This window comes from Nostoc sp. (genome assembly GCF_036917355.1).
GTDB lineage: Bacteria > Cyanobacteriota > Cyanobacteriia > Cyanobacteriales > Nostocaceae > Nostoc.
On sequence record NZ_JBALDP010000004.1, the window covers coordinates 40,837 to 57,249 of the forward strand.

Here is a 16,413-nt window from a genome sequence, read left to right on the forward strand (position 1 = left end):
TATTCAGATTATTCACCATTTTAAGTTAAAAAACTCACCCTGCTTTTTCATTCAGTTAGAGTTTATTCAGGAAATACAGTAAGTTATATTCACGCAAGATGCAGATTTTTGATTGTTGCGATTTACTGTTAAACTTTACGCTGTAACCAAGCAAAGACTTCATTAACAGAGAGCGCCAAATTCAAATCTTCTAACACTGGTAATATATCTTGTCCTGCTAACAAATCTGGTAAAGAATTAGGTTGATAAACTAAAATACAGCGTTCACTTGGATCAATCAACCATCCTAACTGACTGCCATTTCTCAAACAGTGTAAAATATTGCCAGTTACTTTCGTTTGACTTTGAGCAGGAGAAAGAATTTCGATGACCCAAGCGGGTGCAAAATCAATGCCGTTGCTGATAATTTCACCGTTTTCATCCAGTGGTAGTTGATTGGTAGAGATAACAACCACATCAGGAACTACTGAACGATTACCACAGGTACAGCGTAATTCAGGAAAAGCTTCGTAGTTACTGCCCAACGCATCAATTACTGCAACTAAACGTTTTTGCAATAAGCTGTGTTTACCTCCTCCCATAGGTTTCTGAATTGCCTCTCCGTTAATATATTCCCAAGCTGGTGACTCTTCAATATATGGAAGTTTTAAGAACTCTTGTAGAGTCGTGCTTTCTGGAACTGTAATTTTTCCTTGCGTCAACCCAATATTTTTCATGATTTGCTTACAAGTGGAAGCGGGTCAGTTGTTGGAACAAGTACCATACAATTTATCTGGATTTTGATCGTTTGCATCTATAAATTTATAATTGTATATGATTAAATTATGAATGTAGGTAGAAGGTAAAAATATGACAATTACTACCAACTTAAAACAACTCTATGAAACCGATGAGAATTTATGGTTAGAAAAAACTATTGACTTATTAAAACGGAAACAGTTTAACCAACTTGATTTAGAAAACTTAATTGAGGAATTAATCACTTTGGGGAAAAGAGATTTAGCTAAAGCCAAAGGTCTTTTAAGGCAAATTATTATACATATATTATTACTCCAATATTGGCAGGTGGAATATGAAAGAAACTCTCGTCATTGGATTGGAGAAATTAAAACCTTTAGATATGACTTAAATAATCATTTAACAACGAATTTAACAAAAAAATTACAGGATGATTTAGAGAATATTTATCAAAGTGCGGTTGAGTTTGTGAAAATTAAAACCGATTTAAATATTTTTCTAGAAAAGTGCCCTTACACTCTTTTTCAATTATTAGATGACAATTATTTATCTTAAATATATCAGTCTTATCTAATCAATTAGTGTTTCTAAGAAAATCTATTGATAATTTTTAACCTGCGATCGCTTTGTGTGAAAATATTCAAAGGAGCGATGTCTACGACGGGCTACGCCTACGCCCTTGGCTTGTGTCGTGATGAAATTAATGGGCATCGCACTGTAAATCTATGCTGCAATTTGGCGATCGCTTTGTGTAATAATGTTTGCTGGCTAGCGATGTCTACGACGGGCTACGCCTACGCCCTTGGCTTGTGCCGTGATGGAATTAAAGGGCAATCGCACTCTAAATCTATACTGCAATTGGCGATCGCTTTGTGTAAAAATATCTGCTGGCTAGAGATTGTGCTTGGCTTGTGTCGTAATGGAATTAAAGGGCGATCGCACTGTAATTCATAGTTTGCTTTCAGAATTATTTACGCATCAGGCTTTAGAGTTACCGATGCCTCTTTGCCAGTCCCTTTATCTTTAGCTGAAACAGATAGAACTCCATTTAAATCAATACTGAAGGTCACTTCAATCTGAGGCACACCTTTAGGGGCAAATAGAAAGTCATTTATGAGAAAAGTCCCTAAGCTCACGTTGTCTTTTGCCAACTCGCTGTTTCCTTTAAGAACATGAATCTCTACATTATTTTGTCCATCTACAGCTGTGCTAAAAATTTCGCTGACTTTCGCTGGAAGTGATGTATTACTTGGAATTATCACAGTCATTACACCGCCAATAGTTTCAACCCCTAATGACTCTTTTGTCATACCTTGTGAATCGGTCTGAATTGCCTTTGTAAAATCTTGCTCATAACGACGCAGTTTATTTTCATACTCGGCTTTTTGACGCTTCTGTTCCAGTTCTGCCTGTCGCTGCTGTTCTGCTTCCTCTTGTTGCCTGAGCTTTTCTTGATATTTTGCCTCTGCTGGTTCAGCAATCAGTCGCTCAATGCGTGCAACATCCTCATACTTAAGTTTCAATTGCTGTTGAAAAGTCTTCAGTCCATCCAAAACGTCTTGATTCAGAGGATATCCTGCCTGGATTGCTCTAGAAAATTCCTGCTCATAGCGTTGAAGTTTATCATTGTATTCTACTTTTTCCTGTTCTTGTCGCTGCCGTTCTGCTTCTTGTCTTAGCTTTTCCTGATATCTAATTTCTGCTTGCTGAAGAAGAGGTTGTTCAAGAACTGTAATATCTTCATTTCTCAGCCCTAAAGACTTCTGCAAATTCTCTAAGTTTTGATGAGCTTGCTGGTTTAAAGGAAATTCTCGTTGAATTGTTTCTGTTAATAACTGCTTATACTGAGTTAAATTCTGTTGATATAACTCCGACTTCTGGGCAAACTGTGTCTCAGCTTCTTGCTTAATTGGCAAGATATCAGTGTCTCTTAACCCCAGAAGCTCTTGAAGCATATTCATTTCTTTACAGGCTTCTCCACTTAGAGGATATTCATATTCTGCTTCTGCAATTAAAGTTTCTCGGTAACTTTGTAGATTCGCTAATCGCTCCTGATAAGGGCGTAATACCTCAGCATCAATTTCAGCGGCTTCTTGAGAGGTCAAACCTAACTGCTGCCTCAGTGTATTCAAAACAGCGCGACCTGCTGGACGAATCGTTCCAGCATTGGCATAACGTGAAGCAGCTTTCCGATATCTCAACTTAGGGTCAGTAACTCGTGCTTTGGAGAGAACAATTTCAAACCCCTTGTCTTTAAGAACGATGATCTTTGGGGTCATCTTGGGGGCAGTTTCCTGCACCTTGCTAACAGCATACTCATGCAATTCCAGCACCGAAATCAACCCATCCTCATTGCGATCACCTGCTCCGGTTTCAATCCCCTCGACTAGATATCGGGTGTAAATCGATAAGTCTGATCCCTGCTGCTCAAAGGAATATTGAGTTGAACTGGAAGAAGTCAGTACCACTCGCCCTTCAGCCCCAAGTTGTGTCTGCAAGTCAACCGAGCCATCATCTTTCGCGTGTAATGCTGGATCGAAGGCTCCGCTAAAGCAACAGTCTAAGATAATTGTCTGCCGTCTAGCACGGCTATTGTTCATAATTTCCTGAACAAAGTTGGCGGGTACAGCAGTTGACCTAATTAACTCCCCTTTGGAATTCTTACGAGTGATCCTAGTGGCAAAATACAGCTTGTTACCATCATCTTTAATGCCGTGTCCAGAGAAAAATAGCAACACCAAATCCTCTTTATCACGACCCGAAAACAAGGTTTCAATTTCAGATTCCATCGTCTGGCGGTCAGGATTAGGAAGTGCTTTCACTTCATCAAATCCGCCCATTTCCGAATCTTTCAAGACCCGTTGCAGCGCCTCAATATCTTTCACAGCCGCAGGTAATGGATTTAGCCCCGGCTCATACTCACTGACCCCAATCAGTAACGCTACCTTTGCCATGTTTTCTTGTCTATGCTGCAATAAAATCTTGGGCTGCTTTGATGGCGGCTTCTAGTTCTTCCCGGCTGTGGGCTTTCACTGTTAGCTTCTTGCCGTTGGCTTCTACCGACAGTTCAATGGGTTTACCACCGAGGCGATCGCCCAGAAATCCAATCAACTTTTTCGCATTGGCTGTATTTACCTCAGCCATTAATAAACCCACCAGAAATCCGCCTAATGCTTTGTTGCCTTCTGGTGGGCTGGGATCAAGAATACGACCAACTGCATCTACCTCGTCAATTTGCTTGAGTTCAGTAATTAGTCGTTGAACCTGCTCGTCCTTTTCTTCCGCGTCCAAATCAGGGTCATTGAAAGCGATCGTAAATTTAATGCTATTTGCGGTCATACTGTGACTAATAAAAGTTTAGTTAGTTTTTTTATAAAGACTGACAATTATATTTCTTTATACCAGAAAAAACCTCATTACTCTAATGAACATAACGAACATTTGTATAAATCTTCATAGAAAACAAATTTGTCTTTTTGGATATAACTACGACAAACAACACTAGAGAGTTTCGAGGAGTTGAGCAACCTAAAAAAGACATGGACAGATGTAAGCAACAAAATAAAAAGCCCACTGATGTGAGCTTTCTAAATCAATTAAGTTATTGCTTTACTTACCGTTTCGCCAACTTTTTCGACATCTTCCGCAGACGAATAGATTGGGGTGTAACTTCCACCAATTCATCGGGGCCAATGTATTCCAAAGCACGCTCTAGACTCATGTCTATTGGTGCTTGCAGTTGCACCAATTCATCGCCACCAGCAGCCCGGTGGTTAGTTAACTGCTTGGTCTTACAGATATTCAATTCCAAATCTTGGGAACGATTGTGTTCTCCCACGATCATGCCTCTGTAAACCTTTGTGCCAGGAGTAATAAAGAATGCTCCTCTATCTTCAGCGTTTCTCATGGCGTAGAAGGTAGAAACGCCTTCTTCAAAGGAGATTAAAACACCTTTGTTACGGGCTTCAATATCGCCACTGATTGGACGGTAGTCTAAGAAGCTGTGGTTCATGATGCCTTCGCCACGAGTCATCCGCATGAATTCACCCCGGAAACCAATTAATCCACGGGCGGGAATGACAAACTCTAGCTGGGTGCGATCGCCACTACCTGGTTGCATATCTTGCATTTCGCCTTTGCGTTGTCCCAGGCGTTCAATACAGCTACCCACACCATCAGCAGGAATGTCTAACACCAAGAGTTCGTAAGGTTCGCAAGGCTGACCGTTGATTTCGCGGTAAATTACCTGTGGCTGAGATACCTGAAACTCGAAGCCTTCCCGGCGCATGGTTTCAATTAAGATACCCAGGTGGAGTTCACCACGACCGGAAACGAGGAATTTATCGGGAGAATCGGTTTCTTCGACACGTAAAGCAACGTTGGTTTCAAGTTCGCGGAATAAGCGATCGCGTATTTGTCTTGATGTTACCAACTTCCCTTCTTGACCAGCGAAGGGCGAATCATTCACCCAAAAGGCCATTTGCAACGTTGGTTCATCCACTTTAATTAGTGGTAAAGCTTGCGGTTCATTGGGGTCAGTAATTGTTTCCCCAATATAAGCATCAGCGAAACCAGCCACCGCCACAATATAACCTGCGGTTGCTTCTTCCATCTCTACGCGCTTCAGTCCATCAAAGCCCATCAATTTGGTAATTTTCCCTTTGACAATGGTGCCATTTTCTGTTACCAAAGCAGCTTGCTGTCCTGAGCGGATAGTACCGTTGTGAATTCTGCCAATTACAATCCGTCCCAGATATTCAGAATAATCTAGGGTTGTAACTTGCAATTGCAGAGGTTTCTTGCTGTCGCCTACTGGTGGTGGAACGTGTTGCAGAATCGCATTAAACAGGGGTTGCATATCTACCGATTCTGCTTCCAAGCTTTCCTTGGCGAAACCTGCCATACCGGAAGCAAACAGATAGGTAAAATCACACTGGTCTTCATCTGCCCCTAATTCCAAGAACAGATCCAAAACTTTATCAACAGCAACGTGAGGGTCAGTTTGACCACGGTCGATTTTGTTGATGATAACAATGGGGCGCAGCCCTTTTTCTAAGGCTTTTTTGAGAACAAAGCGTGTTTGGGGCATGGGGCCTTCATTGGCATCGACAATCAGAAGACATCCGTCAACCATGCCGAGTACGCGTTCAACTTCGCCACCAAAGTCAGCGTGTCCAGGAGTATCAACAATATTGATTAGTGTTTCTTTGTAGCGAACTGCCGTATTTTTAGACAGGATAGTAATACCCCGTTCCCGTTCTAGGGCGTTAGAGTCCATAACGCAATCCGGAACGTCTTCGCCTTCGCGGAAAATGCCGGATTGTTTGAGGAGTGCGTCAACCAGGGTCGTTTTGCCGTGGTCAACGTGGGCGATAATGGCGACGTTGCGAATTGGGAGCGTCATAGAAGCTTTTGGTGAACTCTAGAGGGTGTTTATAAGATTTACATTTGAATGCTAGGCTGTTTTAACAGAATTGGGAACGATCGGCAAATTCTGTAAAGAACCTTTAATAATTCTAGCGTAATCGTCACAATTGCGGGGAGTTTTGTAAACCCCATAATGGAGATGTGTGGTAATTACGGCATTGGTGGGATAAAAAAAAGCATCTGTGGCAAACAGGTGTTACCTGAAGGGCAGTATTGCTTTTGAAAATTGCGGTTGATTCACATAGAGGAATTTAGTCATTGAAATGCTTTGGTGAAAAGTGCGATCTTTGACCAAGAGAGATGAAGTTACTGGCTGCTAAAAGTCAGGTTATTTCCTGTTTGGGATCGAAGAGAAGCGATCGCTAAGCCTGGTTTCTATTGACTAAAATGAAGTAGGTATTTCTACAAAAATATTCAACTTACACAAAATTCTTACAATGTAGAGTTAAGTCAATTGTTTAGGAGAGCAAGAAGCGCTCGTCATTGTCTATGTAGAGACTTTACAATGTAACACCTGTAGAGAATTTAAGGTATATTCTAAAAACTAATAAAATGACAGCGATAATTCTATGGTCTGCTGCCTAAATCCTAATTGTGAGAATCCCCAAAATCCTGACGGGGCAAATTTCTGCCTCAGCTGTGGCACAGAGTTGGTATCGCTATTGAGAAATCGTTACCGAATCATCGCACCATTAGGAAGAGGAGGGTTTGCACGCACATATATCGCAGAAGATATAGACAAGCTCAATGAACGATGTGTTGTCAAGCAGCTGGTTCTAAGTCAATTTTATGGCAGCCAGGGTAGTCAGGCACATAAAAAAGCGACTGAGTTGTTTGAACGAGAGGCCAAACGTCTCAAAGAACTAGGAGAACATCTTCAAATTCCAAATTTGTATGCATATTTTAAGGAAGCTGAATATCTGTATTTAGTGCAGCAGTTTATCGAAGGGCAAAATCTGTTGCAAGAGTTAAAACAGCAGGGAGTTTTTGACGAAGCCAAGATTCGAGATTTTTTAAAAGATTTATTATCTGTACTGGTAGACATACATCAACAACAAGTAATTCACCGCGATCTTAAACCAGAAAATATTATTCGCCGTCAAAATGATGGAAAACTAGTACTAATTGATTTTGGGGTGGCAAAGCAAAAAACGGAACCTACAAACACCGCAGTGGGGACAATTATTGGTTCATTAGGTTACGCACCGATTGAGCAAATGCAAGCGGGTAAAGTTTTTCCTTCCAGTGATATTTACAGTTTAGGAATAACTTGCTTTCATCTGCTGACCAATATCTCTCCTTCAAGTTTGTGGATGAAACAAGGCTATGGTTGGACTTCTAGTTGGCGGCAGCATTTAACGCAACCCATAAGTCAAGAATTAGAGATGATTCTTAATAAGTCACTACAAGAAAATCACGAACAGCGTTATCAATCTGCACAGGCTGTCTTACAAGATTTAAATAAGTTGCCACCGTTAAGGTATACATCAGTTCCTACAGTTATTCCACCTACTCTGCGATCGAGATCGCAACCACAAAATCAACATACATCAACTCGATATCTACCACAATTCTCTAACAGTCGATTATTGTCTGGAGCAATAATAGCTGGATCGGGTAGTTCATTTTTAGCGATCGCACTTATAAGTTTTCTCGGAACGACTTGGATTAGCTCTGGATTGTGGTTGCTAATTTTAGGAGGATTAGTCTTTATTCAATCTCACCCGCTTCTGGAAAAAGCTTATTTAATTGTTATTGCTATCATCGCAAATTTACTCGTTGTATTTATTTTCAGAAATCTCCTAACTAATAATCTTCTCAACGCTGGTTTAAATGGATTGCTGCTAGTAGGATTGCTAGTTATTCTGGCAGGTTTATTGACAGTTATTATTGTGGGTGTGTCTGAAATAATCAACAAACTGATTGCTAAATATCTTTAGTTTTTTGGTTTTGTTCAATTGTCATAAATCTCTTTATTTCAGATAAATTTTGTAAAATCTTGGTAATTATTCATGACAAATAAAAAAGAAAACTTGAGACTGCTTATTTCTCTTGGTCTGGCAGGGGTAATGGTAGCAGCTATTTTATGGTTAATTAGCAAAGTTTCTTCTACTATCGTCACAACATCATCAAACCCCACGCAAACTTCATCTTCATTTACAAATAAGCCGTCATTAATGAATTTGGGTACAAGGATTTTGGTGAAAGTTCAAACATCCCCTGAAAAAACAGATGGAGTGAAAGCTTTTGCTGAGAAAGATTTTACTACTGCTGTTCAAAAGTTTACTGCTTCACTAAAAAATAATCGCAATGACCCAGAAACTTTAATTTATTTAAACAATGCCAAAATAGCGCGAGATAATTTGTCAGCTATAAAAGTTGCGATCGTCGCACCAATTAGCTTCGATCCTAGTTTAGCAGAAGAGATTTTACGCGGTGTAGCTCAAGCTCAAAATGAAGTTAATAACCAAGGAGGAATTAATGGTAAAAAATTGCAAATTTTAATTGCAAGTGCTGAGAATAGGGAAGATTCTGCACGCCTAGATAATGAATTAGCTCAAGATCAAAGCCTTGTAGCTGCCGTGGGTGTTAGACGTAAGGCAGAAATATATAAGGAGAAAGGTTTGGTTTTAGTTTTGCCTGTCGAGCTACCAAATCAAGCAGAAAATCCTGAAAGATTAGATAATAATACATTAAATAGTCAGCCTAATAGTTCCACAACTAACTACTTGTTTCATGTAAATCCGTTATATGATAATTTAGTAGACACTCATTCTCGCTACATTGCTCGACAAGCAAGGAATGTTGCTATTTGTGGCGATGTTCGTAGTTCAAGAGATAATTCAACCTCTTCATCAAATCAGATACTTGTAGAAAAGTACACTCAAGCTATCAAAAATTATGGCAGCAACGTTATTACTACGCCTTGCAATTTAGCCGATAAGAATTTTGACCCTAAAGCTTTTGTAGATAAAGCCATCGAAACAGAAAATGCAAGTGGCTTTTTACTAATGCCTTCAATCAGAAATATCTACTTTGCCACCAAAGTAGCACAAGAGGTTAAAGGTAGAAAGCCACTGTTTGCTTCTGAAACTATGTACAGTGCTACAACTTTACAAAATGGCAAGGATCTCGAAGGAATGGTATTACCTGTGTATTGGCATCGTGATGCTAATAAAGATAACCCTTTTGCAAAAAATGCCTTTCAGCTTTGGAATGCCCAAGTAAATCAGAGAACAGCGGGAGCTTATGATGCACTCCAAGCAATTATTGCTGGCTTAAAAGAAGATAGTACCCGCGAAGGATTACAAAGGGTATTGTCTAATCCCAATTTTTCAACATCTGGAGCAACCGGAATGATTCAGTTTTCGCCATCCGGGGAGCGTCAAGGAGAAGCAATGCTTGTCAAAATTGAGCGTTGTGAATCTTGTTCTAGTGGGACTGGTTACGATTTTGCCCTCTTGAATAAGAAGTAGTTTTTTTGATGTTAATTATCATTCTAAAGATATAGATTACTTTCAAATAGGTAATCTATTTAATTTGAATGTCATACTAAACTGCTTCATTTGATTGCAACCATGAATTGAAGCGATCGCTTCGATTTTTCTCTAACGAAAAGTTTTTTTCTCTACCCAGAGTTGTGAGAGCGATCGCTCAAAAGAAAGATGGAATCTCTCTAACCTCTGTGTCAAGGTTATATCAGTAAGAATTACGAACACTTTGCCGACGGAGAACGCAGATGGTAACTACTTTAGATGATACGAAACGCAATGCTATTGCTGTAAAACTTGCAAGTCTTAAAGCACTCCAACAGTTGGTCATTGAAAATGAACAATCGCTTTTAACGCAAGGGCTTGATGCTGAAATTGCCGATCGCATCCGAAATTTCATAAATGATGATGAAAAAAACCTTGGTGTTTTAGAAACCGTAATTGGTCAGTATGGGATTCAGGCAGAACCCAAAAAAAATGTTACACAATTCATTGAAAAAGCTCGCGAATTGTTCAAAGGTTCTGAGTTGAGTCTGTATGAAAAAATCTCTCAGCATGAATTGCTGAAACATCAACTAGTAATGAGTGGCTTGATAGTTCACAAAGCTGCTCAAAAAGTTGGTGCTGACATTCTACTAGCGATCGCACCTTTGAATACCATTAACTTTGAGAACCGCGCTCACCAAGAGCAACTCAAAGGTATTCTGGAAATTCTAGGTGTCCGCGAACTCACTGGACAAGATGCAGATCAAGGAATTTGGGCACGTGTTCAAGACGCTTTGGCCGCAGTCAGTGGTGTGGTAGGTAGTGCTGTAACCCAAAACAGCGACAAAAAGGATCTAAACATCCAAGATGTCATCCGCCTCGATCACAACAAGGTAAATACCCTGTTCACCGAACTACTACAAAGCAACGATCCACAAAAGATCCAAGAGTACTTCGGTCAAATTTACAAGGATTTAAGTGCCCACGCTGAAGCTGAAGAGGAAGTAGTCTACCCAAGAGTACGTCCTTTCTACGGTCAAGATAACACCCAAGAATTGTTTGATGAACAAGCTCATGCCAAGCAGGCGCTAGAGGAAATTAAGGCTCTTAGCCCATCTTCACCTCAATTCAAAGAAAAAGTTAAACAGTTGATGGATGCTATTGGCGACCATATTCGTCAAGAAGAAAGCACAATGTTTGCTGCCATTCGCAACAACTTAAGCACTGAGGAAACCGAACAACTGGCGACTGAATTCAAAGCCGCTAAGACGCGAATTCAACAAAAGCTGGGTGTTGTAACTGAATCGAATGTATAGGATGCTTTCGGACTTTCTATATCCGCTAAAAAAGCTTAATTAAACAAAAACTCCCAGCGTTTATCTGCTGGGAGTTTTTGTTTACAAATTTTGCTGACAGTATTTATAAGCTGTGTATGCCATAGTTACAACCCCAGTTATAATTGCAGATTCATCGACTTCAAATTGGGGATGGTGTAAAGGGTGATTAATGATTCTTTCTTTGTAGCCGACACCCAAGCGAAACATAGAACCGGGGACGTGTTCCAAATACATCGAAAAATCTTCAGCACCAAGGGAGGGTTCGGGTAAGACTTGAACGCGATCGCTACTCCAAGCTTCTTCCGCGGCTGATTGTAACAATTGCGTCAGGGCGTAATCATTTTGGACGCTGGGTACACCTTGGCGATAATGGACTTGATATTTTGCTCCGTAGGTATGGCAAACATTAGATACAATGTTTTCAATCCAGTTTGGGAGATGGGCACGAGTTTCAGGATGGAGCGATCGCACAGTTCCCAATAACTGCACTTTATCCGCAATTATATTCGGCGCTCTGCCACCATTAATCTTCCCGATACTCAATACTACAGGACGCAAAGGATTTTGTGTCCGGCTGATGGCTTGTTGCAGTGCAGTAATCACTTGGCAAGCAATCCAAATCGCATCAATTGCCTCATGGGGACGCGCCCCATGTCCAGATTCTCCCATAATCAGAATCTCTAAATCATCAGCGGCGGCTGTCAATGCCCCGTAACGCACCCCAATAGATCCTGCGGGTATAGAAGGGAAAACATGAACCCCTAATAAAGCTGAAACGTTTTCCATCGCTCCATCTTTCACCATCCAGCTTGCCCCTTGAGCAATTTCCTCGGCTGGCTGAAATAAAAACCGCACTTTTCCACCCAACTCCTCAGCCATTTGGGACAGCACCATTGCCGTTCCTAACCCTACAGTGGTGTGGACATCGTGACCGCAAGCGTGCATAATCCCATCTGCACGAGAGGCATATTCCAAATTTGTGCTCTCTTGAATTGGCAAGGCATCCATATCAGTGCGAATTGCCAATAAACGGTCATTTTGTCCAGTGCCTTGGAGTTCTCCAACCACGCCGGTTTTGCCAACTCCCTCTTGTACGTGCAGTCCACTGGAAGACAAAACACCAGCTACGAAAGCTGCTGTTTGGTACTCCTGACCGCTGAGTTCTGGGTGAGAGTGGATGTGGCGGCGAATTTCAATTAAGCGAGGCGCTAGTTTTGCTGCTAAGTCTTTTATATGGGTAAGCATCGATTCAATTAATCTATAGGCTTTTTTCCCATGATAAAGAACTGTTAACAAACAAAATGCTTTTGCTATACAAGGATAGGGGTTGAAGGAGGCAGAGGAGCAGGGGAGAAGTTGCAGTAAGTTTTCCCCTCTGCCCCTCTGCCCCTCTGCCCCTCTGCCCCTTCTGCCCCTTGTGCCCAATGCCCAGTTTATTTTGAGTAGCAGGTTGTGCCTGGAGTATTTTCGGGTTTGTACTCGTTACATTCTCTGGGATTTTGACGCTCTAACGACCAGCCATAAGGTTTGTCAGAGGTGACGACACCATTATTTAAAGTTGTTAATCGGTAGTTAGCACCCCGAAAATTAGTAAATTGCAATTTGGCATCTTTTAAGTTTGCTGCTTCTAAATTGGCACTGATGAAGCCGGCAAAAGACAGATCGGCATTTTCCAAGGATGCTGATTTTAAATTTGCTCCTGTTAAAGAAGCACCATTGAGATTCGCCGAATTTAGAACCGCACTTTCTAAATTTGCACCGGTGAGATCGGCATTTGTGAGATTAGCTTGAGATAATGTAGCGCCGCTCAAGTCAGCCCCTCGCAAATTTGCTCCAGTTAGATTCAGCTTACTTAGGTCAGCGCCACTCAAATTACACCGAGGACAGGCACTTGTTGCCTTCAACTGATCCAAGTCTAGCTGATTTAATGCAAGAGCCTGCTCTGCAAACCCTAAACAAGCTAACAGGACGACGGTGGCAACAATCTTAAGTTTCATATTTTTTACTGATATTTACAAAAATGACAAGTTACGAACATCACGTACTGTCATCCTTACATATACTGCTTCTCTAAGGAAGTACAGGGATGAAGCATTGATTAAGAAGCTGTAAAAATACTATAAATTCTAGTAGTAAGACTACTCAAACGGGAATATAGGCTATAGAATCAAATCGTAAGGAACTATACCGAACCAATTATAGACTACCAAATATGTGATCCCCCTAGCTCGATAAAAATACGACTAGGGGGATCTTGTTTTTAACGTGAGTTCGATGAACCTCTCCTTCCCAGCCTCCCTCTCCGAAACGAAAAGGGAGGAGCAACGAAAAATTCTGCTTTTTGCTTCCCTCTCCGTGTCGGAGAGGGGTTGGGGGAGAGGTTAAATAAGACTTGTCGAACTCACGTTGTTTTTAGGCATTGGGCATGGGGCATCGAGAAGAGACAAGGTAGACCAGGAAAAGGGGGGGAGACAAGGGAGAGACTTGTTCAATAATTCCCCCTTGTCTTCCTTGTCTCCCCTGCCCCTCTGCTCCCCTTGCTCTCCTTGCTCCCCCGCCTCTTTCATCGCCACCCTAAAAAGCGCAATCCAGGGACAATTAGGTAGTAACTCACTCCTAACCAGAAGCTGATAAAGAAGCCCACAGAACCAAAAAAAATCAGAGGTAACTGTAACTCTGACCAGGCTGGTTGACTAGAAAATTGGAAGATCGGAGGTGCTAACTTCAAAAGAATCAAAAATGCATAGGCGATCGCACTGCCAAAGGCCGCGAACACAGCGTACACTACATGATGGCTGCGAAGTCCTAAACTCAAGGTGAGTAGGCAAACTGCCACTAAAATCACTGCCATTAAGCCCTCGCCGCTATCTTTTGGGGTGATTAATTGCAAAATTAACCAGCCGAAGCCATAGCTAATTATGCCCATCAAGGAAGCCACTAAAAACCGCCGCCGTTGACCAAAACACCCAGATACTGTCAGTCCCCATGCGGTTCCCCAGCCTGCGGCGACGAACACCAAAATATCTGCCCCGAAGACGGGTTGAGTATTTGGCACTAATTGATTTAGCTGACTCCCAATCAATTCCACAACCTGAGGCCCCAAGCTGGTACGATAGGCCAAAATAAAACCAGCGATCGCACCAAAACAAGCGCCGATAGTACTGAGTGCGATCGCCCAAATTGTCGCCAAACAAGCTCGGAAAATTTTAATGATTGTCTGAGCAATAAAAATAACGGTTTTGGTGACAGCTAGGCTAAAGTTAGCTAAAACTTGTTCAATAGTTTGTGTTATCAGTGTAAATCTCTGGGAAACTTGCGTTGAGGCTTGCTTAATCTTGTCTCGCAGTTGGGCAAATAACCCTGGCGGCGGTAATGGTTGAGAAATCTTCGCCAAACGTTTTTGAATTATAGCTGCATTTGCTGGACGCGATCGCACATCTTCCTGCACCATCTCATCCAGTAAATCTGCTAGTTGCGGGTTTACATTCACCGCATTTCGCCAGCGCAATTTCCCCGTCTGCCGATCTTCCAAGTCTAGCGGGTATTTGCCTGTTAGTAGTTCAATCACCGTTCGACCAAGAGCATAAAAATCGGCACTTGGCCCGACAATACTTCCAGTTACTTGTTCTGGCGGACTGTAGCCAGAAGAAAATAATCGTGTGGAACTAGACTTAGAACGCAGTTTAGAGGCACTAAATTGTTTCGCCCCGCCAAAATCAATTAACACCAAGCGATCGCCCTCTGTTTGCCCTGGAGATGGGGTTAAAGATGGCGAAGATGTACCCAGCATTAAATTAGAAGGTTTAATATCCCGGTGAAGAATCTGACGTTTGTGTAATTCTTGTAAAATTTGCACAGCTTGGGCAAACCAGTTTAAAACCAAACTCTCTGGACAGCCTTGGGGAAACTTTTTTAATATTTCCTCTAAAGTCCGCCCATTGATTTTTTCCATTACCAAACAAGGCAGTTGGTGCGGTTTGGGGTTAAACAGTTGTACCTGAAAATATCCTTCGGCATCGACTCTGGGGACACCTGGATGGTGCAAACTGGATAAAACTGCTGCCTCTTGGGTAAATAATTCCAGTGCCTTGGGCGAATCTTCTACCAACACTTTTAACACTTTCTCAGTTTGAGTTTTTTCATCCCAAACTGTGTAAATTTGAGCAAATCCTCCCGATCCTAATGGCTGAAGTGGAACATAGCGGTCTAACAACTCTAGCGGTGCGCCACAGCTGTTGCAAAATTTGTTTCCCCAAGGCTGAGGATAAGGACGTTGACAATCAGGATTTATGCAGTGAACCGCACTCTGAGTGATGTGGGACACAACCGCTACAATACAAAGGCTGACTTGATTTTAGCGTTTCTTTAGGTTTCCTGATTTTAAAATAGACAAAAGGAAAACCCTCATAGAATCTATGAGGGAATTCATTCATATTTACAGCGGATTTCAAGGAAGGTGAAGTACACAAGCTAAGTCTCAAAGCAAGGTATAAAGCTTGTTTGACTTCAGAATTCTGAATTCTGCTGTATCTCAGCCCTTAATTACGAAAACTTCTCTTACTTTGTCTGTGCTTGGCAACTTCTTTGCGCTTGCGTTTTTCTAAGGGTGTTTCAAAATGACGATGCTTTCTCATGTCTGGGAAAATTCCCGCCTTGGAAACTTCTCGTTTAAATCGTCGTAAGGCTGACTCAATGTGTTCATTGTCACCTACAATTACTTGGGTCATTATTTCTCCTACTAAGTTGACTTCATCAATAGACTTCTTGCAGAAGTCGGGAAAAGGGGAAGGGGGAAAGGGAAAGGTTCTGTATTTTGCCCTTCCCCCTTAACCTTTACCCTTTTCCCACCTCTTGCAAAAGTGCTTTTTGCAAGAGGTCTAATGGTTATGCAGGCGGTAACATTACAAAAAAAAGACAGACTCTTGTTTGTCTGACCTTAAGACTCTTGGTAAGTTTTTATTTCCAAGGTTAGTATCGTCCGCCACCGCCACCGCCACCGCCGCGGTTGCCGTATCCTCCTCTGTTACCACCACCAAAGGAACCTCTATCACCTCTGTCTTCCTTGGGTTTAGCCTTATTCACTTTTAGGTCACGACCCATCCACTCAGCACCGTCTAGAGCTTCAATAGCAGCGGTTTCTTCAGCTTCAGTTCCCATTTCCACAAAAGCAAAGCCGCGCGGACGACCTGTTTCACGGTCAGTAGGTACTTGAACGCGCTTTACAGTACCATATTCTGCAAAAATACCACTTAAATCTTCTTGTGTAACATCATAAGAGAGGTTACCTACATAAATTGACATCGATTCTCTCCAAAATCATCACTGTGTAGAGATTTTAATTTCTCTCAGAAGTCTGTAAATACTAAAAGGAAAAAGCCTTTCAATACTAAAACCAAAGACATCGCTGAATTAACTCTCATAAATCTAGGATGACA

Annotated in this window: 14 protein-coding genes; 5 read left to right on the forward strand and 9 right to left on the reverse strand. The window is 41.6% G+C overall.

Going from position 1 to position 16,413, the window contains the following annotated elements; translation table 11 throughout:
- Positions 1-128: 128 nt before the first annotated feature.
- On the reverse strand, positions 129-716 hold the full coding sequence (locus tag V7K53_RS00620) for a Uma2 family endonuclease (RefSeq protein ID WP_335195776.1): 588 nt from the start codon (positions 714-716) through the stop codon (positions 129-131).
- A 133-nt stretch (positions 717-849) separates the two neighbouring features.
- Between V7K53_RS00620 and V7K53_RS00625 the strand changes: the two genes are divergently transcribed.
- Complete coding sequence (locus V7K53_RS00625) at positions 850-1,293, forward strand: DUF29 domain-containing protein (protein ID WP_335195777.1); 444 nt, start codon at positions 850-852, stop codon at positions 1,291-1,293.
- Between the two features lie 45 nt (positions 1,294-1,338).
- Positions 1,339-1,692: a hypothetical protein gene (locus tag V7K53_RS00630; protein ID WP_335195778.1), complete on the forward strand. Its 354-nt coding sequence runs from the start codon at positions 1,339-1,341 to the stop codon at positions 1,690-1,692.
- A 17-nt stretch (positions 1,693-1,709) separates the two neighbouring features.
- Here V7K53_RS00630 and V7K53_RS00635 read toward each other — a convergent pair whose 3' ends face one another.
- The 3 genes from V7K53_RS00635 to typA form a co-directional block, all read right to left on the reverse strand.
- The gene (locus V7K53_RS00635; RefSeq protein ID WP_335195779.1) at positions 1,710-3,692 is read right to left on the reverse strand and encodes a caspase, EACC1-associated type; all 1,983 of its coding nucleotides are present in this window, start codon (positions 3,690-3,692) and stop codon (positions 1,710-1,712) included.
- A gap of 10 nt (positions 3,693-3,702) precedes the next feature.
- Positions 3,703-4,077, reverse strand: a complete 375-nt coding sequence (locus V7K53_RS00640; RefSeq protein WP_335195780.1) for a hypothetical protein — start codon at positions 4,075-4,077, stop codon at positions 3,703-3,705.
- Between the two features lie 274 nt (positions 4,078-4,351).
- Positions 4,352-6,142, reverse strand: a complete 1,791-nt coding sequence (gene typA, locus V7K53_RS00645; protein WP_335195781.1) for a translational GTPase TypA — start codon at positions 6,140-6,142, stop codon at positions 4,352-4,354.
- Positions 6,143-6,734: 592 nt separating this feature from the next.
- Here typA and V7K53_RS00650 point away from each other — a divergent pair.
- The 3 genes from V7K53_RS00650 to V7K53_RS00660 all read left to right on the forward strand — a co-directional run bounded on the left by V7K53_RS00650 (position 6,735) and on the right by V7K53_RS00660 (position 10,957).
- Complete coding sequence (locus V7K53_RS00650) at positions 6,735-8,105, forward strand: serine/threonine-protein kinase (RefSeq protein WP_335195782.1); 1,371 nt, start codon at positions 6,735-6,737, stop codon at positions 8,103-8,105.
- Between the two features lie 72 nt (positions 8,106-8,177).
- On the forward strand, positions 8,178-9,641 hold the full coding sequence (locus V7K53_RS00655; protein WP_335195783.1) for an ABC transporter substrate-binding protein: 1,464 nt from the start codon (positions 8,178-8,180) through the stop codon (positions 9,639-9,641).
- A 263-nt stretch (positions 9,642-9,904) separates the two neighbouring features.
- Positions 9,905-10,957 carry a hemerythrin domain-containing protein gene (locus V7K53_RS00660; RefSeq protein ID WP_335195784.1) on the forward strand — a complete coding sequence of 351 codons (1,053 nt, stop codon included), beginning with the start codon at positions 9,905-9,907 and terminating at the stop codon, positions 10,955-10,957.
- A gap of 81 nt (positions 10,958-11,038) precedes the next feature.
- Here the strand turns inward: V7K53_RS00660 and V7K53_RS00665 are convergent, their stop codons facing one another.
- The 5 genes from V7K53_RS00665 to V7K53_RS00685 form a co-directional block, all read right to left on the reverse strand.
- The gene (locus V7K53_RS00665) at positions 11,039-12,223 is read right to left on the reverse strand and encodes a M20 family metallopeptidase (protein ID WP_335195785.1); all 1,185 of its coding nucleotides are present in this window, start codon (positions 12,221-12,223) and stop codon (positions 11,039-11,041) included.
- Positions 12,224-12,411: 188 nt separating this feature from the next.
- On the reverse strand, positions 12,412-12,975 hold the full coding sequence (locus tag V7K53_RS00670) for a pentapeptide repeat-containing protein (RefSeq protein WP_335195786.1): 564 nt from the start codon (positions 12,973-12,975) through the stop codon (positions 12,412-12,414).
- A 566-nt stretch (positions 12,976-13,541) separates the two neighbouring features.
- Positions 13,542-15,302: a serine/threonine protein kinase gene (locus V7K53_RS00675; protein ID WP_335195787.1), complete on the reverse strand. Its 1,761-nt coding sequence runs from the start codon at positions 15,300-15,302 to the stop codon at positions 13,542-13,544.
- Positions 15,303-15,516: 214 nt separating this feature from the next.
- Entirely contained in the window at positions 15,517-15,705 is a 189-nt protein-coding gene (rpsU, locus tag V7K53_RS00680) for a 30S ribosomal protein S21 (RefSeq protein WP_012407716.1), read from the reverse strand.
- Between the two features lie 241 nt (positions 15,706-15,946).
- Positions 15,947-16,279, reverse strand: coding sequence for an RNA recognition motif domain-containing protein (locus V7K53_RS00685; protein ID WP_094351322.1), 333 nt, complete (start codon positions 16,277-16,279; stop codon positions 15,947-15,949).
- Between the last annotated feature and the right edge of the window lie 134 nt (positions 16,280-16,413).

Coding starts and splice junctions, on each gene's coding strand:
- V7K53_RS00620 (WP_335195776.1), bottom strand. CDS start 716: ATGAAAAATATTGGGTTGACGCAAGGAAAAATTACAGTTCCAGAAAGC.
- V7K53_RS00625 (WP_335195777.1), top strand. CDS start 850: ATGACAATTACTACCAACTTAAAACAACTCTATGAAACCGATGAGAAT.
- V7K53_RS00635 (WP_335195779.1), bottom strand. CDS start 3,692: ATGGCAAAGGTAGCGTTACTGATTGGGGTCAGTGAGTATGAGCCGGGG.
- V7K53_RS00640 (WP_335195780.1), bottom strand. CDS start 4,077: ATGACCGCAAATAGCATTAAATTTACGATCGCTTTCAATGACCCTGAT.
- typA (WP_335195781.1), bottom strand. CDS start 6,142: ATGACGCTCCCAATTCGCAACGTCGCCATTATCGCCCACGTTGACCAC.
- V7K53_RS00650 (WP_335195782.1), top strand. CDS start 6,735: ATGGTCTGCTGCCTAAATCCTAATTGTGAGAATCCCCAAAATCCTGAC.
- V7K53_RS00655 (WP_335195783.1), top strand. CDS start 8,178: ATGACAAATAAAAAAGAAAACTTGAGACTGCTTATTTCTCTTGGTCTG.
- V7K53_RS00660 (WP_335195784.1), top strand. CDS start 9,905: ATGGTAACTACTTTAGATGATACGAAACGCAATGCTATTGCTGTAAAA.
- V7K53_RS00665 (WP_335195785.1), bottom strand. CDS start 12,223: ATGCTTACCCATATAAAAGACTTAGCAGCAAAACTAGCGCCTCGCTTA.
- V7K53_RS00670 (WP_335195786.1), bottom strand. CDS start 12,975: ATGAAACTTAAGATTGTTGCCACCGTCGTCCTGTTAGCTTGTTTAGGG.
- rpsU (WP_012407716.1), bottom strand. CDS start 15,705: ATGACCCAAGTAATTGTAGGTGACAATGAACACATTGAGTCAGCCTTA.
- V7K53_RS00685 (WP_094351322.1), bottom strand. CDS start 16,279: ATGTCAATTTATGTAGGTAACCTCTCTTATGATGTTACACAAGAAGAT.